At 63.8% G+C, this 23,764-nt stretch carries 18 protein-coding genes; 7 read left to right on the top strand and 11 right to left on the bottom strand.

Features of this window, described 5'->3' with window-relative positions:
* Window positions 1-51 precede the first annotated feature (51 nt).
* Entirely contained in the window at window positions 52-792 is a 741-nt protein-coding gene (locus P0D70_RS18975) for a response regulator (RefSeq protein ID WP_012434533.1), read from the top strand.
* Complete coding sequence (locus tag P0D70_RS18970; protein WP_408185638.1) at window positions 789-2,060, top strand: ATP-binding protein; 1,272 nt, start codon at window positions 789-791, stop codon at window positions 2,058-2,060. Before P0D70_RS18975 ends, P0D70_RS18970 begins: the two co-directional genes overlap by 4 nt.
* A gap of 157 nt (window positions 2,061-2,217) precedes the next feature.
* Here P0D70_RS18970 and P0D70_RS18965 read toward each other — a convergent pair whose 3' ends face one another.
* Window positions 2,218-3,165, bottom strand: a complete 948-nt coding sequence (locus P0D70_RS18965; protein ID WP_408185637.1) for a tyrosine-protein phosphatase — start codon at window positions 3,163-3,165, stop codon at window positions 2,218-2,220.
* Between the two features lie 229 nt (window positions 3,166-3,394).
* Between P0D70_RS18965 and P0D70_RS18960 the strand changes: the two genes are divergently transcribed.
* Window positions 3,395-4,654 carry an MFS transporter gene (locus tag P0D70_RS18960; RefSeq protein WP_408185636.1) on the top strand — a complete coding sequence of 420 codons (1,260 nt, stop codon included), beginning with the start codon at window positions 3,395-3,397 and terminating at the stop codon, window positions 4,652-4,654.
* Between the two features lie 17 nt (window positions 4,655-4,671).
* Window positions 4,672-5,946, top strand: coding sequence for a D-amino acid dehydrogenase (locus P0D70_RS18955; protein ID WP_408185635.1), 1,275 nt, complete (start codon window positions 4,672-4,674; stop codon window positions 5,944-5,946).
* A 164-nt stretch (window positions 5,947-6,110) separates the two neighbouring features.
* On the opposite strand, the gene P0D70_RS18950 is transcribed toward P0D70_RS18955, so the two are convergent.
* The 3 genes from P0D70_RS18950 to P0D70_RS18940 all read right to left on the bottom strand — a co-directional run bounded on the left by P0D70_RS18950 (window position 6,111) and on the right by P0D70_RS18940 (window position 13,419).
* On the bottom strand, window positions 6,111-7,580 hold the full coding sequence (locus P0D70_RS18950; protein ID WP_091798423.1) for a glutamate synthase subunit beta: 1,470 nt from the start codon (window positions 7,578-7,580) through the stop codon (window positions 6,111-6,113).
* Window positions 7,581-7,701: 121 nt separating this feature from the next.
* The gene (locus P0D70_RS18945; protein ID WP_091798420.1) at window positions 7,702-12,405 is read right to left on the bottom strand and encodes a glutamate synthase-related protein; all 4,704 of its coding nucleotides are present in this window, start codon (window positions 12,403-12,405) and stop codon (window positions 7,702-7,704) included.
* A gap of 306 nt (window positions 12,406-12,711) precedes the next feature.
* Window positions 12,712-13,419 (bottom strand): transposase, encoded by a 708-nt coding sequence (locus P0D70_RS18940; protein WP_007180173.1) that lies wholly within the window; start codon window positions 13,417-13,419, stop codon window positions 12,712-12,714.
* A gap of 187 nt (window positions 13,420-13,606) precedes the next feature.
* Between P0D70_RS18940 and P0D70_RS18935 the strand changes: the two genes are divergently transcribed.
* Together P0D70_RS18935 and P0D70_RS18930 are read left to right on the top strand one after the other, a co-directional pair.
* On the top strand, window positions 13,607-14,332 hold the full coding sequence (locus P0D70_RS18935) for an OmpW/AlkL family protein (protein ID WP_408185634.1): 726 nt from the start codon (window positions 13,607-13,609) through the stop codon (window positions 14,330-14,332).
* Between the two features lie 350 nt (window positions 14,333-14,682).
* On the top strand, window positions 14,683-15,063 hold the full coding sequence (locus tag P0D70_RS18930) for an ElaB/YgaM/YqjD family protein (RefSeq protein ID WP_007180171.1): 381 nt from the start codon (window positions 14,683-14,685) through the stop codon (window positions 15,061-15,063).
* A gap of 403 nt (window positions 15,064-15,466) precedes the next feature.
* On the opposite strand, the gene P0D70_RS18925 is transcribed toward P0D70_RS18930, so the two are convergent.
* From P0D70_RS18925 to pilM, 7 genes are all read right to left on the bottom strand, one after another.
* Window positions 15,467-16,672, bottom strand: coding sequence for a deoxyguanosinetriphosphate triphosphohydrolase (locus P0D70_RS18925; RefSeq protein WP_408185633.1), 1,206 nt, complete (start codon window positions 16,670-16,672; stop codon window positions 15,467-15,469).
* A 71-nt stretch (window positions 16,673-16,743) separates the two neighbouring features.
* A complete protein-coding gene (gene aroB / locus P0D70_RS18920; protein WP_408185632.1) occupies window positions 16,744-17,829 on the bottom strand; it encodes a 3-dehydroquinate synthase in 1,086 nt (361 codons plus the stop codon).
* A complete protein-coding gene (locus tag P0D70_RS18915; protein ID WP_091798410.1) occupies window positions 17,829-18,380 on the bottom strand; it encodes a shikimate kinase in 552 nt (183 codons plus the stop codon). Before P0D70_RS18915 ends, aroB begins: the two co-directional genes overlap by 1 nt.
* 207 nt (window positions 18,381-18,587) lie before the next feature.
* Window positions 18,588-20,369: a type IV pilus secretin PilQ gene (locus tag P0D70_RS18910; protein WP_408185631.1), complete on the bottom strand. Its 1,782-nt coding sequence runs from the start codon at window positions 20,367-20,369 to the stop codon at window positions 18,588-18,590.
* The gene (locus P0D70_RS18905) at window positions 20,369-21,325 is read right to left on the bottom strand and encodes a hypothetical protein (protein ID WP_408185630.1); all 957 of its coding nucleotides are present in this window, start codon (window positions 21,323-21,325) and stop codon (window positions 20,369-20,371) included. Before P0D70_RS18905 ends, P0D70_RS18910 begins: the two co-directional genes overlap by 1 nt.
* A complete protein-coding gene (locus tag P0D70_RS18900) occupies window positions 21,322-22,041 on the bottom strand; it encodes a fimbrial assembly protein (RefSeq protein WP_408185629.1) in 720 nt (239 codons plus the stop codon). The genes P0D70_RS18905 and P0D70_RS18900 overlap by 4 nt, the downstream gene beginning before the upstream one ends.
* The gene (pilM, locus tag P0D70_RS18895) at window positions 22,038-23,030 is read right to left on the bottom strand and encodes a type IV pilus biogenesis protein PilM (RefSeq protein WP_408185628.1); all 993 of its coding nucleotides are present in this window, start codon (window positions 23,028-23,030) and stop codon (window positions 22,038-22,040) included. The genes P0D70_RS18900 and pilM overlap by 4 nt, the downstream gene beginning before the upstream one ends.
* 253 nt (window positions 23,031-23,283) lie before the next feature.
* On the opposite strand from pilM, the gene P0D70_RS18890 reads away from it, so the two are divergent.
* Window positions 23,284-23,764 (top strand): transglycosylase domain-containing protein (locus P0D70_RS18890; RefSeq protein WP_408185627.1); only part of this gene is annotated, 481 nt, incomplete at its 3' end.

Raw genomic sequence — 23,764 nt, 5'->3', positions numbered from 1 at the left:
GGTAAGAAAAGAGTCGGACGCGCGTTGCACGCGCCAGTCTAAAATTTCGCCATGAATCCACAGGTCCTCATCGTCGACGACGATCCGGTCGTACGCGATCTGCTTTGCAAGTTTCTGCAATCGAACGGCTTCGACGCGTCCGTGCTGCACGACGGCACCCATCTCCAGCGCCGGCTCGAGCGTGAACGGCCGTCGGTCGTCGTGCTCGACATCATGATGCCGAACACCGACGGCCTGCGCGCGCTCACCGCGCTACGCGCCGCCGGCGACGACATTCCGGTGATCTTCGTGACGGCGCGCGGCACGGTGGCCGACCGCATTGTCGGGCTCTCGCTCGGCGCGGACGACTACCTGACCAAGCCGTTCGATCCACGCGAATTGCTCGCGCGCATCCACACCGTGTTGCGCCGGCGTGGGCCGTCCACCACGAGCGCGCCGGAAGCCCGCAAGCCGTATCGCTTCGGCCCGTTCGAACTCGATTTCGCAACCCGTTCGCTGTGCCGGGACAATTCGAAGCTGCCGCTGCGCGACAGTGAGTTCGCGCTCCTGAAGATCTTCGTCAACAATCCGTACAAGGTGCTCTCGCGCGTGCTGATTCACGATCTCGTGCATCGCGACAACCTCGCTTTTCGCGACCGCAGCCTCGACGTGCCGATCTGGCGCCTGCGCCGCGTGATCGAAGACGATCCGTCCAATCCCTGCTACGTGCAGACGGTGCGCGGCAAAGGCTATGTGTTCGTGCCCGACGCCGACGGCACGCCGTTCGCCGACGAGGCCGCCTCAAGCGCATGAAAAACCCGCTGAACACGCTGTTCGGCAGAATGGCGTTACTCTCGGCAGCGGTGTTGTTCGCGATTCAGGCCGGCTGGTTCGTGCTGGTGGTGCTGCAGCCGCCGCGTCATGAAATCGACGGCTTCGCGCGCGGCATTCTGCTCGTGCTGCAAGCCGTCAACGGCGAACCGATGAAAGGCGCCGCGCTCGCGCCCGCCATGCGCGTGCACCTCGTGCCCACCTGGAACATGCCGGCTAGCGTGCATCTGCAAGAGCCGACGCATCACCCGCTGGTCGAACTGAGCCGGCATCTGCGCGAAAATCTGCCGCCCGGCACGCGCATCGCCGTCGACGACCTGCGCCCGCCGCAGTTGTGGGTGTTGTTTCCAGGCAAATCGAACTGGGTCGTCGTGCCGGTCGACGTACCGCCGCGCCCGCGCTTTCTGATCGAATCGATTTCGATGCTGCTCGCCGCGTTGATCCTTTCCGTGTTCGTCGCGTGGCAGATGCAGCGGCCGCTGTCGCGCGTCGCCGACGCCGCGCGGGCGTTCGGCTCGGGCGGCCGCCCGGAACCTGTAACAGTGCAAGGCCCACGCGAATTGCGCGACCTGATCGGTTCGTTCAACGACATGATGCGGCGCCTGAACGAAGCCGGCGACGACCAGGCCGTGATGCTAGCCGGCGTCGCGCACGATCTGAAAGCGCCGCTCACGCGCCTGAAGTTGCGCGCGAGCGTATTGGTGGCGGAAAACGAACGCGCCGGTCTGATCCGCGATGTCGACTCGCTGACCAACATCGTCCAGCAGTTTCTCGAATTCGCAGGCCAGTCCGCCGAAGCCGGGCCGCCGGTCGAAGTCGACGACTTTCTGCAGGAACAGTTCTCCGCCAGCGACAGCACCGAAACGCCGCTGTTCACGCTCGATCTGCGCGCCGGTTCGTCGTTTACGCTGCCGCGCACATTGCTCGACCGGCTGGTCACGAATCTGGTCGATAACGCGCTCGAACATGGCACTCCGCCCGTCGATATCGGCACCGCGCGCCACGATGGCCATTGGGTGATCAGCGTGCGCGACCACGGCCCCGGCATTCCCGACGACCGCATCGCGGCCGCCATGAAGCCGTTCGTGCGGCTCGACGCCGCGCGTGGCGGCGAAGGCCATTGCGGCCTAGGCCTCGCGATCGTCGCGCGGCTCGCGCACGATCGCGGCGGACGCTGTCATGTGCGCAATCACGCGCAGGGCGGTCTGGAAGTGCGGATCGAATTGCCCGTGGTGCAGGCGCTGCCGTGAGCGCGGCCGGACGCGCTTACGCGCCCTTACTGGAGGGTCTTTCACAGGCGCGGCGGCTTTATAGTCGCCCCCGGCAACCTCGATGCCGCCCTTCTCTATCCGCCCTGTCGTTTGGGGCGGTTTTTTTTGCCTTCGGTGAACGCAAGGCTCTTGTGGTTCAGATCACGAGGCGGCGCTGCAAGGTATCGATCGTCCTCTGCGAGAGGCCGAGGCCTCGTGTCAGATAGCTCGACATCGTCCCGTAGCTCGCCTGCACCTGGTCGAACCCGGCCTGCAGATAATTTTCCTGAACACTCAACAACGGCGCCCGGGCCGAAGCGACAGCGTCGCCGGCCTGCGCGCGCAACGCGTCGGTTTGCGCCTTGATCCACGGCGCCAGATAGACGTTGCTCAGCAGATAGTCCCGCATGATCACGTCGAGCGGCACGTTCGCGATGCTGAGCAGGAGCGCGGCGACCCAACCCGCGCGATCCTTACCCGCGCTGGAGTGAAGCAGTTGCGCGCCGGGACCGTCGGCCAGACTTGTTAGGAGCCCACCGTAAGCGGCGCGCTGGGCGGCGCCGGTGACGTAGCCGCGCGCCTGAGCTTCCATGAACGCGACCGCGGCCGCCGCCGTGTCGAGCGCCGGCGCGACGAAGTCGGCGGTGCCCAGCACGTTGAGCGTCTGGGCTGTCGCACCGCCCGGCAGAATATCGGCGGTTCGCGCGATTTCCGCCGGCGTGCGCAGATCGTAGACCGAGGCAATGCCGAGCCGGTCGATCGTGGCCTGGTCGGCGGCGTCCAGCGTCAATACGTTCGCGCGATAGAACACGCCGCGGCGCATCTGCCTGCCGTCGACGGTCGGATACGGTGCCGCTCCGGCGACGTCGCGGAAGTTGCTGACCGACGCGAGGCGCGGCGTTGCCGGCGAATCATCGCTGAGGTTGCCGCCGCCGCACGCGGACAGCAGCGAGCCGCTCACGCCGGAAATCAGCAGGACGCCGGCTGAGCGCTTCAGGAAGCACCGGCGCGATGCCATGGTCTCGTGGGCCGATATCTGCGGTGTCCGCACAAACGTGCTCGCGGAGAGACGGGACGGCGAGCAGGTTTTTGCGGTGGCGGGCATTAGGCGTGGCTGGCGCGGAGATGAGAGGCGGAGAAGGCGAGTCGCAGCATCGGCGCTGCGCACGCAGTGTAACCACGCTCGATATATTTTGGGTTACACGGTAGTAGTTGGTAAGGAACGCGGGCCATTTTTGAGCACGACTGGCCCCACTATCCTCCGCCCCGTAGAATACAAACACCCCACCTTCGTGCCCACGGCCGGCCGACAAGTCCTGGAGACCACAACAAAAATGCCTTCTCTCCAATGGTTCACCGAACTGACCCAGCGCGAGCGCCGCACCCTGTACGCCGGCTTCGGCGGTTACGCAGTCGATGCCTTCGACTTCATGATTTACTCCTTCCTCATTCCGACGCTGATCGCGACATGGGGCATGACCAAGAGCGAAGCCGGCATGATCGCCACCAGTTCGCTGATCTCGTCGGCGGTGGGCGGCTGGCTCGCCGGCATTCTCGCCGACCGCTATGGCCGCATCCGCGTGCTGCAGTGGACCATCGCCACTTTCGCGCTATTTACCTTTCTGTCCGGCTTCACTCATTCGTTCTGGCAACTGCTCACCACGCGCACGTTGCAGGGCATCGGCTTCGGCGGTGAATGGTCGGTCGTGACGATCATGATGGCCGAAACCATTCGCTCGCCTCAGCATCGCGCGAAAGCCGTGGGCACCGTGCAAAGCAGCTGGTCGTTCGGCTGGGCGGCTGCGGCGATCATTTACTGGGCCTTCTTCGCCCTGCTGCCGGAACAGTACGCATGGCGCGCATGCTTCTGGATCGGCCTGCTGCCCGCGGCGTGGATCATCTACATTCGCCGCAACGTGAGCGATCCGGATATCTTTCTCGAAACGCGCCGGGCCCGCGAAAGTGGTTTCGACACCTCGCACTTCCTGCAAATCTTCTCGGCCGCTCACCTCAGAACCACCCTGCTCGGCAGCGCGCTGTGCACCGGCATGCTCGGCGGCTATTACGCGATTACCACCTGGCTGCCAACGTATCTGAAGACCGTGCGCCACCTGTCGGTGTTCAACACGAGTGGCTATCTGATCGTGCTGATCGTCGGCTCGTTCACGGGGTATATCGTCGGCGCCATTCTGTGCGACAAGATCGGCCGGCGCGCGTCGTTCGTGCTGTTCGCCATCGGCTCGTTCGTGCTCGGCATGGTCTACACCATGCTGCCCATTACCGACGGCATGATGCTCGCGCTCGGCTTTCCGCTCGGCATCGTGGTGCAAGGGATTTTCGCGGGCGTGGGCGCGTATCTGTCGGAGCTCTATCCGAATGCGATACGCGGCTCGGGACAAGGCTTCTGCTACAACCTCGGGCGCGGACTCGGCTCATTCTTTCCGATTCTGGTCGGTACACTGTCCCAAACCATGACACTGGTGAAGGCAATGGGCATCGTGGCGGGCTCCGGTTATCTGCTCGTGATCGTCGCCGCGGTGTGTCTGCCTGAGACCAAGGGCAAGGTGCTCGGGGCTACCCGCCCTGCCGCCTGAATCCGCCCTACACACACATGAAAACGATTGTTCTCGGCGGCGGCGTGATCGGCGTCGCCACCGCTTTTTACCTGCGCCAGCAGGGCTGCGAAGTCACCGTGATCGAGCGCGAGCCGGACGTCGCGCTCTCCACCAGTTTCGGCAATGCGGGCGTGATCGCGCCGGGCTATGTGACGCCTTGGGCCGCGCCCGGCATGCCGGCGAAGATTCTCAAATACCTGTTCAAGCCAGCCTCGCCGCTGATCTTCCGCCCGACCTTCGACCCGGCCCAGTGGCGCTGGATTGCGCGCTGGCTGCGTGAATGCGATCTCGAACGGTTTCGCGTCAACAAGCAGCGCATGCAGCGTATTGCCTACTACAGCCGCGAGTCTCTGCACGAATTCCGCAGCCGCCATCCGTTCGACTATGGCCGCAGCCAGGGCTATCTGCAGTTGTTCCGCAGCGAGTACGACGTCGAACTCGCGCAGCCGGCGCTCGCCGTGCTGCGTGACGCCGGCATTGCGCATCGGGAAGTCAGCGCGGCGCAGTGTGTCGAGATCGAGCCGGGCTTGCGCTGGGCGCGTCAGGCGCCGCTCGCGGGCCTCTATCTGCCCGACGACGAAGCCGGCGATTGCGCCCGCTTCACCCGTGAACTGCGCGCAATCTGCGAGCGCAACGACGTGCGCTTTCGTTTTGACACGCGCGTCACGTCGCTCGATGTACAAGGCGGTGCGGTGCGCGCGGTGCGTATCGAGAGCGAGCGCGGCGCCGAGATGTTGCACGCGGATGCCGTAGTGGTGGCGCTGGGCGTCGACAGTGCCACGCTGCTCGCGCGGCTCGGCGTGAAGGTGCCGCTTTATCCCGTGAAAGGCTATTCGGCGACGCTGCCCGTCACCGATGACGAGAAAGCCCCGCGCGCCGCGCTGATGGACGAATCGCTGAAAACGGCGATTACTCGCTTCGGCGACAACCTGCGGGTGGCCGGCACCGCCGAACTCGGCAATCGTGAAACCACCTTGCGCGAACAGGCCCTGCAAACGCTGATGAAAGTGCTCAGCGACTGGTTCCCGCACGCGGCCAATCCCACGTCCGCACATTTCTGGGTGGGCCGCCGTCCAATGACACCCGATGGCGCGCCGCTACTCGGCCCGTCCGGCATCGAGAAACTGTGGTTGAACCTCGGGCACGGCTCGACGGGCTGGGCGATGTCGATGGGTTCGGGGCGCGTGGTCGCGGATCTGATCACGCACCGCAAGCCGGAGATCGATCTGGACGGACTGACGTTGGCGCGCTATCGCAAGTCAGGCACGTAGCGTCGTTGCGCGCCGAAATAGAAAAGCCGGGTCACCCTCTCAGGTGCCCGGCTTTGTTTTTTCACCGCTCGATGCGCCGCTGACGCGGCACAGTGTCGTCTCCACCTCTTCCTGCAAGCAGTGGCCGGTTCTGGCGCCAAGGCGCGAAAACCGGCCGGAGACGTTTAGCGCGGCAGTTCCGAATGACCCATCAGGAACGCGTCGACGGAACGCGCGCACTGGCGGCCTTCGCGAATCGCCCACACCACCAGCGACTGGCCGCGACGCATGTCGCCCGCGGTGAACACCTTGTCCACCGACGTGTAATACGCCTTGTCGCCTTCGGTCGACGAACGCACGTTGCCACGCGCATCCTTGTCGACGCCGAACGCTTCCAGCACCGGCGAGACCGGCTGCGTAAAGCCCATGGCGAGCAGCACCAGATCGGCCTTCATTTCGAATTCCGAGTTCGGCACTTCCTGCATCTTGCCGTCCTTCCATTCGACGCGCGCCGCGATCAGCTTCTCGACCTTGCCGTTCTTGCCTTCGAGACGCTTGGTCGCGACCGCCCAATCCCGCGAGCAGCCTTCGTCATGCGACGACGACGTGCGCAGCTTGATCGGCCAGTAAGGCCACACGAGCGGCTTGTTCTCTTCTTCCGGCGGCTGCGGCAGCAGTTCGAATTGCGTGACGCTCTTCGCGCCATGACGATTCGACGTGCCCACGCAGTCCGAACCCGTATCGCCGCCGCCAATCACGACCACATGCTTGCCTTTCGCGAGCAACTGGTTCGCGACCTTGTCGCCGGCATTGACCTTGTTCTGTTGCGGCAGGAATTCCATCGCGTAGTGGATGCCTTCCAGCTCACGGCCCGGCACCGGCAGATCGCGCGGCGTTTCCGAACCGCCCGCGATCACGACCGCGTCGAACTCTTCCTTCAACTGATCCGGCGTGATGGTTTCCTTCGCCGTGTTGCCGATATAGGCCGGCAGCGAATCCGCTTTACCGATGAACACGTTGGCGCGGAACGTCACGCCTTCGGCTTCCATCTGGCGCATGCGGCGATCGATCAGCCACTTCTCCAGCTTGAAGTCGGGAATGCCGTAACGCAGCAACCCGCCGATGCGGTCGTTCTTTTCGAACACGGTGACATCGTGCCCCGCGCGCGCGAGTTGCTGCGCGACGGCCAACCCAGCGGGGCCGGATCCGACCACGGCGACCTTCTTGCCGGTCTTGTGCTTCGGCGGCAACGGCGCGACCCAGCCTTCGGTCCATGCCTTGTCGATGATCGCGTGTTCGATCGACTTGATGCCGACCGGGTCGTTGTTAATGCCGAGCGTGCACGCCGCTTCGCACGGTGCCGGGCAGATGCGGCCCGTGAACTCGGGGAAGTTGTTGGTGGAATGCAGCACTTCAATCGCGTTCTTCCAATCCTGATGGAACACCAGGTCGTTGAAGTCCGGAATGATGTTGTTCACCGGGCAGCCGTTGTTGCAAAACGGAATGCCGCAGTCCATGCAACGTGCGCCTTGAATCTTGGCTTCGTCGTCGGTCAGTGCGGCGACGAATTCCTTGTAGTGCTTCACACGCGTGAGCGGAGCTTCGTACGCCTCGTGGCGGCGTTCGAACTCGAGAAAACCGGTTGCCTTGCCCATGTGGTTCTCTTCTCTATCTAATCAGGTGGGGTGATCTACACCCGCCGCGCGGCACCGTGGATCGGTCGCACGCGGCGGGTACGGCTAAAGGTGACGTCTTGCTGATGAACAGCGTTGCGAATCAGGCGGCCAGCACTTCCTTGTTCGCCTTCTTCGCGGCCATTTCGCCCAGCGCGCGCTTGTATTCGGTCGGGAATACCTTCACGAATTGACGGCGCGACGCGTCCCAGTTTTCGAGCAGCGCTTTTGCACGCGGCGAGCCCGTGAACTGGAAGTGACGCTCGATGAGCCCCTTGAGCAGCGCTTCGTCGGTCGTGCCGGTGTGCCACAGGCCCTTGTCGACCGTGCGTTCCTGTTCGGCCGTTTGCAAGACCGGATCGAGCGCAACCATCGACTTGTTGCATTTGCCCGCGAACGAGTTGTCCGGGTCGTACACGTAGGCGATGCCGCCCGACATGCCGGCCGCGAAGTTACGGCCCGTTTCGCCGAGCACGACCACCGTGCCGCCCGTCATGTATTCGCAACCGTGGTCGCCCGTGCCTTCGACAACCGCCGTCGCGCCCGAGTTACGCACGCAGAAACGCTCGCCTGCCACGCCGCGGAAGAACGACTCGCCTTCGATTGCGCCGTACATCACTGTGTTGCCGCAGATGATGTTCTCTTCCGACTTGCCGCGGAAATCGTTGGTCGGACGGATGATGATGCGGCCGCCCGACAGGCCCTTGCCGACGTAGTCGTTGCCGTCGCCGACCAGATCCAGCGTGATGCCCTTCGCGAGGAACGCGCCGAAGCTCTGACCCGCGGTGCCCTTCAACTGGATGTGAATCGTGTCGTCGGGCAGGCCGTCGTGGCCGTACTTCTTCGCGATCGTGCCGGACAGCATCGCGCCGACCGTACGGTTCACGTTACGCACCGGCTGGATGAACGAGACGTGCTCGCCCTTCTCGATCGCCGCCTTCGCCTTTTCGATCAGCGTGTGGTCGAGTGCCTTGTCCAGACCATGGTCCTGCACGTCGACATGCTTGCGCGCCACTTCCGCCGAGACTTGCGGCTGATAGAACACGCGCGAAAAGTCGAGACCCTTCGCCTTCCAGTGTTCGATGCCCTTCTTCGTATCGAGCAGTTCGGCGTGGCCGACCAGGTCTTCGAACTTGCGAATGCCCAGTTGCGCCATGATTTCGCGCGCTTCTTCTGCAACGAAGAAGAAGAAGTTCACGACGTGTTCCGGCTGGCCCTGGAACTTCGCACGCAGCACCGGATCTTGCGTCGCGACGCCGACCGGGCAGGTGTTCAGATGGCACTTGCGCATCATGATGCAGCCTTCGACGACGAGCGGCGCCGTCGCGAAACCGAACTCGTCCGCGCCGAGCAGCGCGCCGATCACGACGTCGCGGCCGGTCTTCATCTGACCGTCGGCCTGCACGCGGATACGGCCGCGCAACTGGTTCAGCACCAGCGTTTGCTGCGTTTCTGCCAGACCCAGTTCCCACGGCGTGCCGGCATGCTTCACCGACGACAGCGGCGACGCTCCCGTGCCGCCATCATGACCGGCGATCACGACGTGATCGGCCTTGGCCTTGGCCACACCTGCGGCAACCGTGCCGACGCCCGATTCGGACACCAGCTTCACCGAGACGCTGGCCGCCGAGTTGGCGTTCTTCAGATCGTGAATCAGCTGCGCCAGATCTTCGATCGAGTAGATGTCATGGTGCGGCGGCGGCGAAATCAGGCCGACGCCCGGCACCGAGTAACGCAGCTTGCCGATGTATTCCGACACCTTGTGGCCCGGCAGCTGACCGCCTTCACCCGGCTTTGCGCCCTGCGCCATCTTGATCTGGATCTGATCAGCGGACGCGAGGTATTCCGCCGTCACGCCGAAACGGCCCGACGCCACCTGCTTGATCTTCGAGCGCAGCGAATCGCCCGCCTTCAGCGGAATGTCCACGATCACTTCGTCGCCGATCACGGACTTCATCGTGTCGCCGTTCTTGATCGGAATGCCGCGCAACTCGTTGCGGTAACGGTTCACGTCCTCGCCGCCTTCACCCGTGTTCGACTTGCCGCCGATACGGTTCATGGCGATTGCCAGCGTGGCGTGAGCCTCCGTGCTGATCGAGCCCAGCGACATTGCACCGGTAGCGAAACGCTTGACGATTTCCTTCGCCGGTTCGACTTCGTCGAGCGGGATGGCCTTGGTCGGATCGAACTTGAATTCGAACAGGCCGCGGAACGTCATGTGGCGCTTCGTCTGATCGTTGATCAGATGCGCGTATTCCTTGTACGTCTGGTACGAGTTGCTGCGCGCCGAGTGTTGCAGCTTGGCGATCGCGTCCGGCGTCCACATGTGTTCTTCGCCGCGCACGCGGTATGCGTATTCGCCGCCTGCGTCGAGCATGTTGGCGAGAATCGGGTTGTCGCCGAACGCTTCGCGGTGCAGACGGATCGCTTCTTCCGCCACGTCGAACAGGCCGATGCCGCCCACCTTCGACGAGGTGCCCTTGAAGTACTTCACCACCAGGTCTTCAGCCAGGCCGACCGCTTCGAAAATCTGCGCGCCGGTGTACGACATGTAGGTCGAAATGCCCATCTTCGACATGACCTTCATCAAGCCCTTGCCGACCGCCTTGGTGAAGTTGTAGACCGCCTTTTCCGGCGACAGGTCGCCCTTCAGGCCGGCTGCGAGCTGGCCGAGCGTTTCCATTGCGAGGTACGGGTGAACCGCTTCCGCGCCGTAGCCCGCAAGCAGCGCGAAGTGGTGCGTTTCACGCGCCGAGCCGGTTTCGACGACCAGACCCGTGCTCGTGCGCAGACCTTGCTGCACGAGGTGCGTGTGGATCGCGGCGGTGGCCAGCAGCGCCGGAATCGCCACGTTGTCGCGGTCGGTCTTGCGGTCCGACACGATCAGCATGTTGTAGCCGGACTTGACCGCATCCACGGCTTCCGCGCACAGCGAGGCGAGGCGTGCTTCGATGCCTTCCTTGCCCCACGCCACTGGATAGCAGATGTTCAGTTCGTACGAGCTGAACTTGCCGCCCGTGTACTGATCGATCTCGCGGATCTTCGCGATGTCCTTGAAGTCGAGCACCGGCTGCGACACTTCGAGACGCATCGGCGGGTTGATGTTGTTCGTGTCCAGCAGGTTCGGCTTCGGACCGACGAACGACACCAGCGACATCACCATGTTTTCACGGATCGGGTCGATCGGCGGGTTTGTCACTTGCGCGAACAGCTGCTTGAAGTAGTGATACAGCGTCTTGTTCTTGTTGGACATGACCGCCAGCGGCGAGTCGTTGCCCATCGAACCGACTGCTTCTTCGCCGGCTTGCGCCATTGGCGCCATCAGGAACTTGAGGTCTTCCTGCGTGTAGCCGAACGCCTGCTGGCGATCCAGCAACGCGGCGGGCTCGCGGCGTTCCGTCGCGACGTCTTCGGCCTTTGCCTCGATCTCGTCGAGCTTGATGCGCACGGCGTCGATCCAGCTCTTGTACGGCTTGGCGTTCGCGAGATTGTCCTTGAGCTCCTTGTCGTCGATGATGCGGCCGTGCTCCATGTCGATCAGGAACATCTTGCCCGGCTGCAGACGCCACTTCTTGACGATCTTCGACTCGGGAATGGGCAGCGTGCCGGCTTCCGACGCCATGATGACGAGGTCGTCGTCCGTAATGATGTAGCGCGCCGGACGCAGACCGTTACGGTCGAGCGTCGCGCCGATCTGGCGGCCGTCGGTGAAGGCGATTGCAGCGGGGCCGTCCCACGGCTCCATCATCGCGGCGTGGTATTCGTAGAACGCGCGGCGGTTGTCGTCCATCAGCGTGTGTTGTTCCCAGGCTTCCGGGATCATCATCATCATTGCGTGGACGAGCGGGTAGCCGGCCATCACCAGCAGTTCGAGACAGTTGTCGAACGAGGCGGTGTCCGATTGGCCCGGATAGATCAGCGGCCAGAGCTTCGGGAGGTCGTCGCCGAGCACGTGCGATGCGATCGCGCCGGTACGGGCGTTGAGCCAGTTCACGTTGCCCTTGACCGTGTTGATTTCGCCGTTGTGGGCGATCATGCGGTACGGGTGAGCCAGTTCCCACGCAGGGAACGTGTTGGTCGAGAAGCGCTGGTGCACGAGCGCCAGCGCCGACACCGTGCGCTCGTCCTGCAGGTCGCGGTAGTACACGCCGACCTGGCCGGCCAGCAGCAGGCCCTTGTAGACGACCGTGCGCGCCGAGCACGACGGCACGAAATACTCCTTGCCGTGCTTGAGCTTGAGCGCCTGGATGCGGTGGCTCGCGGTCTTGCGGATGATGTACAGCTTCCGCTCGAGCGCGTCGGTCACCATGATGTCCTTGCCGCGGCCGATGAAGATCTGGCGGATCAACGGCTCGCTCGCCTTGACGGTAGGCGAAATCGGCATGGTGTGGTCGACCGGCACATCGCGCCAGCCCAGCACGACCTGGCCTTCGGCCTTCACCGTGCGTTCCAGCTCCTGCTCACAGGCGAGACGCGAAGCGTGTTCTTTCGGCAGAAAGACCATGCCGACACCGTATTCGCCGTGCGGCGGCAGCACCACGCCCTGCTTGGCCATTTCCTCGCGATAGAAGCCGTCCGGGATCTGGATCAGGATGCCCGCGCCGTCGCCCATTAGCGGATCGGCGCCGACAGCGCCCCGGTGGTCGAGGTTCTCGAGAATCTTCAGGCCCTGCTCGATGATCTCGTGGCTTTTCTTGCCCTTGATGTGAGCGACAAAGCCGACGCCGCAGGCGTCATGCTCGTTTTGCGGGTCGTACAGACCTTGCGCGGCGGGAACCGGGTGAATCGGTTGCTGGTGGTCGTTCATGGGGACACCGTCTGTAAGGGGCCGGACAGGCCGTTAAACCGTTTTTCTATTGCCGCAGTGCGATTCACAACCGAGTTCGCAACCGCGACGGCGCGCTCAACGCTCGATGCTACGCGTGTCAAAAAGCGCCGGAATTCGGAATATACGCGACGAATCAATGGAATAGCAAATAAAACATGATGATTGAACCCCAATTATCAAGTTGGTGCATTGCGGCTATTTTTTATTGGTGCCATATCAAAATCGTGCAAAAGAAAACGGCATGCGGAGATGCCGTTTCAATGCAGCCCTTTGATGCGAAACGTTTTATTGCTGTTGCGGCGTCTCGCGCACCTTCCGCGGCCGCCCGCGCGGCAGCGGCGATACGCGCCGGTTGGCGGCCCGCGCCGCCCACTCGCGGTAGGTGTCGCTCCCCAGAACCCAGCCTTTCAGGGTGGCCTGCTGAAGCTGGCTGGCTTCGCGTTCATCGAGCGGCTGCTCGCACAGTTCCCGGTACGCGCGCTGCCGTTCGAATGGCGTATTGCCGAGCGACCAGTACAGCGGATGATCCGTAATCAGGCTGTCGAGTGTCAGGCCGATGTGATGGCGGTAACTCGACCAGCGGTAATCTTCCGGCGCGCTCACGAGCCCGGCGCGCACCGGGCACATCTCTACGACACGGCTCGCCAGCAGAAAGTAGCGCTCGCCTTCGATCACCGTCGCTCTGTAGCGCCCTTCCCACAACGTGCCCCGGCGCGCGTAGCGCCTGTTAAAGTGCGCCACGTATCGGCGCCCGACCGCCTGCATCGCCTTCGGCAGACTCGACTCCTCGGTCGGCGTGACGAGCAGTTGCACCGCGCCTGGCATCAACGCATACGCGTGGATGGACAGATGGTGGTCGCGTGAAGCCGCTTTCAAACAATCGATGAAAAGCTCGTAGTCCTGGTCGTCGACGAATGCGGGCTGCTGATCGAGCCCGCGGAGGATGACGTGCTGCGGCTGGTCAGGGACATAGAGACGTGCAAGCCGTGCCATGCTGGAGTATCCAATAGTCGCGTTGGTACATACCCGAAGGTCCGAAGAACCGCATCCGCGCAAGGTTAGACGCGGCGCGGCAGAGCCAGAAACCGCGCGGAGCTTAGGGAGAAAGCTCTAACCGCCGCGTATGGTTTGTTTCAAACGTTCTCGTCATAATGAGCGGGCCTTTTTTGGAGGAGCACTTATGAAATTAAAACAGGCCGTAACGGGGATCGCGGCGCTAGCCTGCATGACAACGGCAGCTCACGCGCAATCGGCCGGAAGCTTTTTCGTCACGACGGGCTGGTTCCATCTTGCGCCTCAATCGAGCAGCGAGCCGCTCAAAGTAACAAGCATTGGTGGTAGCCCGACCAACATCACTGAAGCCAATACCGGTGCAACACTCAGTTCAGCCGACACCCTTGGTTTCACTGCCGGCTACTTCGTCACCGACCACATCGCAGCAGAGTTCGTGATCGGCATCCCGCCCTCGTTCGACCTGGAAGGTTCGGGCAGCCTCGCACAATTCGGCAAGCTGGGTCAGGCAAAACAGTGGAGCCCGACTCTGCTGTTCAAGTACTACTTCAATGCCCCGACCGCCACGTTCCGGCCGTATCTCGGCGTTGGCGTGAGCCGCATCTGGTTCACCGACGAAAAGATCACCAACAGCGCATTCGAGGCAAACGTTCTGCATGGTCCGACCAGCGTCACTACGGATAGTTCGTGGGAGCCGGTGTTTAATGCCGGCTTCACCTACGCCTTCAACCAGCACTGGTTCGCGGGCGTATCGATTTCCTACCTGCCGCTCAGCACGACCGCGAAGCTCAACACCGCTGCGAACACGCCCGTCGGCACGCTGAATGTGCAATCGCAAACCAAGATCAAACTGAACCCGATCGTTTCCTACGTCAATATCGGTTACCGTTTCTAACGCTTCGGAAAAATTAGGGGCCGTTGAGTTAGGGTAGTCGAATTTTCGTGGCTTGGACAACGCCGTCATGCATCCCATGGCGGCGTTTTTCTTTTTGGCGCGCGCCGAACGCGTCTCCTTTGCCAGCTTTGCAGGCAAAGCCGTGGCGAGGCGCAAGCGTTTGTAAATTTGACCCGCAATCGCGCCAGCCAGTGCAATATGTGCTGACGAATATGCGCCCGCGTCACGGTGGATGGGGCCTCCGGGTTTGGCACCAAAGTTGCGTTCACCGGGTGTTTCCCGCGTTCGGACGTGAAAGTACGTCTTCGTGACAGCGCGCGGGACCCTTTCACCTCATCGACGGAGCGACCATGACTGCACTTCCGAATACGCGAGACGCCCTCGGCGAATCCTGGACCAGCACCAGCCGCCGTGCGCGGCGTATCGCTCGCCATAGCCGCCATGCGGCCGAAGATATCGCAGGCGAACTGCGCACGCTAATGTCGGAACTCGAATCGACGCTGGCGGACGGCACCCAGGCCGATGCAGTGGCGCTGCGCAGCAAACTTCGCAAGCAACTCGAGGTAGCGCGCGCCCGCTTGAACGACACGCGCGAAGCCGTGCGCGAACGCGCCGAAGTCGCCATCTCGGATGCCGACGACTACGTGCATGAAAATCCGTGGCAGACGATTGCGATCGTCGGCGGCGTGGCGTTGATTGCCGGCGCGCTGTTCGCTTCGCGGTTGCGCTAAAGCGCGAGCAGACGACGAGCGGGGTCGCCTCGAACGGGCGATTCCTGCTGCGGCGGGCTGTCGCCGGACGGCGGTGCTGCCTCGGGTGCGTAGGTCGGTAGCTTGGGGGCGTGCGGTCAGCAAGTCGCATGCGTGCGGGTAGCAGTTCGCGTAGGTGCGATCAGCGGCCCCCGTGCGTACGGTCAGCGGCTCGCGTCCCTCGGTCATCAGCTTGCCTGCGCGGTCATCAGCTCGTGTACGTCATCAGCTCGTGTACGTGCGCTCAGCCGCTCCATCGGCACGGAGAGCGTCTCCGTGTGTGCGGTCGACGTGAAGGCAACGTGCAGCGCGCGTAAAAACATGCGGCGGACGCGAACATCAAAGAAGACAGCCCAGCCGCACGCAAACCTCAAACGACGCCTGATCAGTTATCGTCAATCACGAACAGGCGCTGGTACTCCTTGACCGCATAGCGGTCCGTCATACCCGCGATGTAATGGGCGATCAGCCGCGGTTGCTGCGATGCGTCCGTTGACTGATAGCTCGGCGGTAACAGCCGCGGATCGTCGGTGAATGCGTCGAACAGACCCGCGACGACGCGGCGCGCCTTGTTGGCCATGCGCATCACGCGATAATGGCGGTACAGATTTTTGAACAGAAAACGCTTGAGCGCGGCCGCCTGCGCGGCAATCGCTTTGCTATGCGCGACGAGCGCGGGCGATGAACGCACGGCATCCAGCGACGCCGGCGCATGCCGTTCGAGATTCAGCTTGGTCGTATCGATCAGATCGACGATCAGCGTATTGATGATGCGGCGAACCGTCTCGTGAATGAGCCGCCGACCCTCGATCTGAGGAAAGTCGTTGCGCGCCGCCTCGTAGTGCACCTGCCATAACTCCACTTCAGCGAGCTGCTCCACGGTGAGCAGGCCCGAACGCAGGCCGTCGTCGACATCGTGGTTGTTGTACGCGATCTCGTCGGCAACGTTCGCGATCTGCGCCTCGACGGACGGCTGCCGCCCCTCGAGAAAGCGCTCGCCCAATGCACCCAGCCGCCGCGCATTCTCGCGCGAGCAATGCTTGAGAATACCCTCACGCGTTTCGAAGCACAGGTTCAGGCCGTTGAACGCGCCGTAGTGCTCCTCAAGATCGTCGACCACCGCCAGGCTCTGCAAATTGTGCTCAAAGCCGCCATGTTCGCGCATGCATTCGTTGAGCGCGTCCTGACCCGCGTGGCCAAACGGTGTGTGGCCAAGATCATGGGCGAGCGAAATGGCTTCGACGAGGTCCTCGTTCACACGCAGATTGCGTGCAACCGAACGCGCGATCTGCGCCACTTCCAGGCTATGAGTCAGACGCGTGCGAAACAGGTCGCCCTCGTGATTGACGAAGACCTGCGTTTTGTACTCGAGCCGGCGAAATGCCGTCGAATGGACGATACGATCGCGGTCCCGCTGGAATTCGGTGCGCGCGCTGGGCGCGGCTTCCGGATAGCGACGGCCGCGCGATTGCGCGGAATGCGCCGCGTACGGCGCAAGATGGGCTTCGAGTGCTTCCTGCGTCGGCGCGCCGCTTGTCGCCGCGCGTGCCGCCGGGTCATGCTTTACAACGTCGCTGCGCCTGTCAGTCACCGGGTTCTCCGAAACATGGGCGGCGCCTCGTGACGCTGGTGCGTGATGCGTTGCTGGATGCCTCGCGCGATTCAGACGGCGGCGGCCAACGTGGCATGCACCTCGGCATCGGGCGCCTGGGTGATCAGCGTCTCACCGAAACGCTTCAACAGAATGAATTTGATCGCGCCGGCTTCCGCCTTCTTGTCGACCCGCATGAGTTCGACATAGCGCGCGTCGCCGAGCGCCGGCGCCCGGATCGGCAAATGCGCGGCGACGATCACGTCGACCAGACGCTTGCGCGCCGCTTCGTCGAGATAGCCCATCCGCACGGACAGATCTGCCGCCATCACCATTCCGCAGCCGACCGCCTCGCCATGCAGCCACTCGCCGTAACCAAGACCGGCTTCGATCGCATGGCCGAAGGTATGGCCGAAATTGAGGATGGCGCGCAGTCCGCCTTCGCGTTCGTCCTGCGCGACCACCGACGCCTTGATCTCGCACGAGCGCTTGACCGCCTCGGCGAGCGCTGCAGGTTCACAGCGATTCAATGCTTCGATATTGGCTTCGATCCAGCTGAAGAAACCCGCGTCGGCGATGGCGCCGGTCTTGATCACTTCAGCGACGCCCGCCGCCAGTTCACGCGCCGGTAGCGTACGCAACGCGCCGATGTCGGCGATCACGGCCTGCGGCTGATAGAACGCGCCGATCATGTTCTTGCCGAGCGGGTGATTGATGCCGGTTTTGCCGCCCACCGACGAGTCCACCTGCGAAAGCAACGTGGTCGGCACCTGGATGAAGGGCACGCCGCGCATGTAGCAGGCCGCCGCAAAACCCGTCATGTCGCCGATCACGCCGCCGCCCAACGCGATCAGCGTGGTCTTGCGATCAGCCCGGGCGCCAAGCAGAGCGTCGAAAATCAGGTTCAGGGTTTCGAGGTTCTTGTATGCCTCGCCGTCCGGCAAAACTACCGTGGAGACCTGCTTGCCAAGCGGAGCCAGCGCGGCGCGCAGCGTGTCGCCATAAAGCGGGTCGACGGTGGTATTGGTGACGATGGTGACCGAACTGCCGGCGATATGCGGCGCGAACAACGCGGTCTGGCCGATCAGATCGGCACCGATATGGATGGGGTAGGCGCGCTCGCCCAGTTCGACATTGACGGTAATCATACGGTCCATTATGACGCAGGAAGTTTGGCGACGCCGGCCATCTCGAGCTGCATCAGAACCATGTTGACGAGTCCGTTGACCGAAGGCCGGCCAGTTTCGATCACGAAATGCGCGCATTCCCGATATAACGGGTCGCGCACTTCGTAGAGTGCTTCGAGACGCGCTTTGGGGTCTTCGGTCTGCAAAAGCGGGCGATTTTTGTCGCGCCGGGTGCGCAGCCACAGGTCGTGCGGATTGGCGCGCAGATAGATCACCAGACCGCGATTTCGCAGCGCCTCGCGGTTTTCCGGCCGCAGCACGGCGCCGCCGCCGGTCGCGAGCACGATATTGTCGCGCGCGGTGAGGTCGGAAATCACGCTCGCTTCGCGCTCGCGGAAGCCCGCTTCGCCCTCCATCTCGAAGATCACCGGGATGCGCGCGCCCGTGCGTGCCTCGATTTCATGGTCGGAATCGAAGAAGGGGCGATCGAGACGGCGCGCAATGGCCCGGCCCACGGTGGTTTTCCCTGCCCCCATGAGCCCTACGAAAAATACATTGGCGTGTGCGTCCCGCGCTTGCAACGGTGTCCTCTGGCTAATCCGGTATGGTTCGTGCCGCAGCTTACTGGCAAAGCGGCTGCCTTGTCGAGCCTGCGCGCCGCCTGCGAAGCCTGCCCGCCCTGCCGCTTCGCGGCGGCCGCCGCAACGGGGAACCCCCAAAGCGGACGTCCTGCGGAGCAAAAAACCCAGGGCGGCCCAGCATTTTCCCGGTAGCGGCGGGAGCGTGCCCTAATTTGTCTGAACGACGCGCGGCGTGATGAAAACAGCCAGTTCGCTGCGGTGGTCGCGGTGAGCCCGATGGCGGAAAAGCGCACCTAAAACCGGTATTTTGCCCAGAACCGGCACCCGAGTCACATCGTCCCGGTCATCGGTCGCGTAAATACCGCCGATCGACACCGTACCACCATCCTCCACTTCGACGCGCGTTTGCACGTGTTTGGTGTTGATCGCGGGCCCGGCGTCGGTCTGTTCGCCAACGCTGTCTTTGGCGACGTCGAGGTCCAGCACCACCCGGCCGTCCGGCATGATTTGCGGCTCGACCTCCAGTTTGAGGGTAGCGCGGCGAAACTGCACGCCCGACACGCCTTGCCCCACTTTCGCCTGATACGGCAATTCGGTGCCCTGCTCGACGACTGCCTTCATCCGGTCCGCCGTGACCACGCGCGGGCTCGAGACGATTTCGCCGCGCCCCTGCGCTTCAAGCGCGCTCAGCTCGATGTTCAGCAGCCGCGTCGCGCCCGCGGCGAATAACGTCAGACCAGCGGTCGCCGCGTCGAAGCCTGCAATCGGCCGGGCCGACAGATCGTAGACGGCGTCGGTGAAACCTCTCGCGGTGCCGTCGGTATTGCTGGCCGCCATCGAGAGTTTCACGCCGAGGTTGCGCGAAAAACCATGTTCGCCCTCGACAATGCGCGCTTCGATCAACACCTGGCGCGTCGGCCGGTCAATCGAGGCGAGCAGTGCCGCAATCTGCGCGAGGCGCGCTTCGAGATCGGTCACGAACAGTAGATTGGTGCGCGGATCGGCGGTCGCGGCACCGCGTTTGGACAGGACCCGCTGGGCGCCGGAACCGGTCAGCAGCCGCCTGACGTCCTCGGCGTGCGCATAGTGCAGCTCGAACGTGCGGCTCGCGAGCGGCTCGAGATCGGCGGCCCGGGCGTGCGCTTCGAAGCGCTGCCGCTCGCGCGCGGCCAGATCGGCAATCGGCGCGACCCAGATCACGTTGCCATGGCGCTCCATCGCGAGGCCGTTGACGTCGAGCAAGGTATCGAACGCGGTGCGCCACGGCACCTTGTCGAGCCGCAGCGAGACAGCGCCGCGCACTCTTTCGCTCGCGACGATGTTCAATCCTGTGAACCGGGCAAACGCATTGAGCACGGCGCCGAGTTCTGCACGCTGAAAATTCATCGAGATCGGTTTGTCGTCGGGGGCGAGGCCTGCGTCGGCGGCACTGCGCAGCTCGCCGCTCAGACGCGCGAGCGGCGGCAGCGGCACCGGAGGCCCTTCGAGCGCGGCGGAGCCGGTGGCATTGTCGCGAGCCGCGGCATTGGATTGCCGTCGCTGCGGCACCGGGCCGTTGATGGCGGTGGTGGCGTCGCTGGCGATGGTGTCGCTGGCGGAGGCGGAGGCATTGCTGGCGTCGGTGGCGTCGGCGTTGGTGGCGTCGGCAGCGCGCGCGTCGGAGGACGGCGCATCCGCGTGAGCATCGCCGGCCGCCGCGCTCGCACGCGATGCGTCAGCATCGCCGGCGGCGTCCTGTCGGAACGGATTGGGCACCGCGGCGGAAGCGTCGCCTGGCAGCGGCGGTACGTCGTACGAGACATCGAGCGGCGTCACCACCGCATCGAGCGACATCTCGGGAGGCAACGGCGGCAGCGGTTGAGTCGACGCCCGTGCAACGCCGACAGCCAGCGCCGCGCTGACCCATAGACCGACGCACACTTGCCGGCCTGCCGACGCACACGTATCGACGCCTGAAGACGCAAAGGGAAACGGCTTCGCCAGTCTCATCACGAAGTCTCCGTCAGTGCCAGCGTGCGAGTCGCGCCGCCCTTCACGAGGGTAATGCCGAACGCGTCCAGCCTCGTGACACGTTCGGCGCCGATCTGCTCTCCGGATTCGACGACCGTGACGCCGTCCGGTGTATCGAGCAATGCCAGCCCTCGCGCGCGATCGCGCAGCAATCCGACCAGACGCAGTTGCGAAACGTCGGGCAGTTCGCCCGCCGCCTGCATCTGTGGTTGCGAAAACGGATCGAAGAAGACGACGTTTTCTTCGTCATCCGAATCGAGGCTGTCTTCGACGAACGCATCCGCGGAGGCTGCCGATGGCGCGGGCCGCAGCGCATTGAACACGCGCAGCGTGGCGCTGACCGACAGTGCGGCAGCCTCGCGCTTGACGGTCACATCGACAGGCACGATCAGCACGGGCAGGTCCGACAGCCCGCGCATAAACGCCATGAGATGGACGAAGTCTGTGCGCGCAGTCAGTTGCAGCGGCCGCATGCGCTCAGCGCCCGCTCCGCTCGCGGCGCCAGGCTCCACCGAGAGCAACGCGACGCTGTTCTGCGCAGCCAGTTCGGAGACGATGCTTACGTCGTCGGCGGAACTCCACGGCCCCAATGACCGCGCGATCGAAGTGCCGAGCGAAGAGACAAGCGAAGCGCCAATCGGACCCGCGGCGGCTTCGCGGCGCAGCGCTGGCAATTGCGCAAGCGCGCGCCTTGCGTTCGCGAGACGCAGGCTGCCCGCTTCCAACGCCGCCCGGCTCGCTTCGACACCGCCGAGGTCCGCGACAATCCAGCCGTGTGTACCAAGGCCGAACACCAGCACGGCAATCAGCAAAGCGACCGCCCAGCGGCGGCGCCCGCTCCATGCATCGAGCGGCAAACGCGCGCGCGCCATCCAATGAGAAAGTGAAAAGCGCGCGCGCGCCACGCCGCCAAATTCGACAAAGGCCGTACTCATTTCGCACCTCCTGATTGTTCAGACTTCACAGAACGCTGTGCGGCAGACCCGCCCGTGCGGGTCGTTTTTTGCGCTATCTCGCTCCACCGCAGACGCGCGCCGAATTCGACCGGTCCGGTCATGCTTGTCTGCGCAGCTGCCCCACCGCGCGAAGCCGAGCTATGCAGGTCGCTCACCTCCACCCCTTTCACGCCGTGAATCGCACTCAGGCGTTTGAGCCACTCGGCCGAAGCGATATGGCCACGCGAGCTCGCCAGCAACTCGGTCTCATCTTCACGGTGGCGCAACTGCTGCAACAGCACGCCGTCACCCGGCTCGAAACTCAGCGCATCGAACAGATCGCGTAAATGCGTGAGTGGATCGGACAAACTCTTTGCGCGTGCCACGTTCTGGCGTTGTTCGTCACGCGTGCGGAGCAATGCCGCGTGCTCCGCGAGCGGCGCTGATAATTGCGCGAGCGATTGCTCGATCGACTCACGCCGTGCATCGAGGCGCGCTCGCTCGACCGCCTGCCAGCCGGCCAATGCGAAGACAGCGGCACAACCGGCGAAAGCGGCGGCAATCCATTCGAGCAGACACCGCCGGCGCGCGAGCCGTGCGTTGCGTTGCCGGTAAGGCAGCAAGTTGAAACCGCCGAGCCACCCTCGTGCGAAGCGCTCGCCACGTAACGGAGTCCCCGAGTTCGAGACTGCCGCGTGCAACACGCCGCCCGTCATTCGAGCACCCCGCGCAACGCAAGCCCGAACGCGACCGCACCGGACGGCTCGTGCAACAGCGGGTCGCTCAACGGCCGCTCGTGGCCGCCCAGCACCGCGCATTCGAACGGCAGCACCGAGCAGCCCAGCACGTCCGCGATATCCGCGGTCGAGAAACCCACGCCGTCGAGCAGATCGACCTCACCGCCCAACAACGCGCAGTCGAGTTCGGGACCGTGCGCCAGGTCGCGTAACGCATCGGCGAGATCGGCGTGTTCCGGTGCCGGGTAGCGCATTTCGCCGGCGATGCCGTCGTCGACGATCCGCCAGCCATACACGCCGTCCGTGCCGATCCACAACGCGACATAGGGCTCGTGCGGATCGAGTTCATAACTCGCCGCATAGCGCATGGCACGCAACGCGGCATGCGGCTCACCGTCGATGGCGGTGAGCGAGATGCCGGCGATCGCCGCGCATTCGATTCGCGCTTCGAGATGTTGCCGCGCGGTCGCGGCGATAGTCACGCAGCGCACTGGCGAAGGCGTTTCGTCGACATACCAGTCGACTGCAAGGGCATGCCGTTCGAGGCCGGCAATGCGCTCGACTTCACTCATCACCGCCGGCTCGAGTTCAGCCAGCTGATGCCCGCCGTCTTCCGCGCAACCGCTCTGCGCGGCAAGTCGCGCGAGCGGCACCGTGGCGGTCACGGTAGCCGACGCGGGCAGCGCCATCGCGCATCGCAAGGCGCGCGTCGCACACGCGTGCGGCAGTCCGGCAAACGCGTCGCGCAAGGCACGCGCCACCGCATGCCGGTCGGCGATTTCAGCGCCGGCCATGGCACCGGCGGGAAGCGGCACGGTGCTCACGTATTCGATATGCAGTGCTGCAGGCGGGCGCGCCCGATGACTGAGCACCACAAGGCGCACGGCCTGCGAACCCACATCGATCCCCGCGGCATAACGATGCGCACCGGGTTGCACTGCCTGAAGCCAGGATCTTTTTAATGCCATGAAGCCCTCCCTCTGACTCACGCGACGAACCATTCGAACGCGAGTGATGAGGAGGAATTGTGCGTAGACGCGGCGCCGCGCGACACTCAGCCAAATGGCTAACGTTGAGGAATGCGCGTCCCGCAGGCGATCAAAGGGACTACAGTGAAGTCATTCCCGCGCGGCGCGCAGACTTGTGAAGACGTGTCAGTAAGCATGCCGAAAGCTGAAAAGCCTGGCGGCTATAATCGCGGGACTGTTTTTTGGTGCCCATATGCAATCCACGTCTCCTACGTCCCCGCCGCCCGCGCCGCAGAAGCGCAAACGCCCGCTGTGGCTGAAGCTCATCATCGGCTTTGTGGGTCTGATCGTCGCAGGCATTCTGTGCGTGCTGCTGGTGCTCGGCTATGCGCTCGTCGTCGCCACGCCCAATCTGCCGTCGCTCGATGCGTTGACCGACTACCGTCCCAAGGTGCCGTTGCGTATCTACACAGCCGACCACGTGCTGATCGGCGAGTTCGGCGAGGAACGGCGCGACATCGTCCATATTCAGGACGTGCCCGATAGTCTGAAGAAGGCAATCCTCGCCATTGAAGACGCGCGCTTCTACGATCACGGCGGCGTCGACCTCACCGGCATTGCGCGCGCGGGCATCGTCGCGCTGACCAATGGCCACGCCACCCAGGGCGCGAGCACGATCACCATGCAGGTGGCGCGCAACTTTTTCCTCTCCAGCGAGAAGACCTACACGCGCA

This window comes from Paraburkholderia sp. RL17-381-BIF-C (assembly GCF_046026435.1).
Lineage (GTDB): Bacteria > Pseudomonadota > Gammaproteobacteria > Burkholderiales > Burkholderiaceae > Paraburkholderia.
This window is presented reverse-complemented; position numbering and strand designations above follow the sequence as displayed.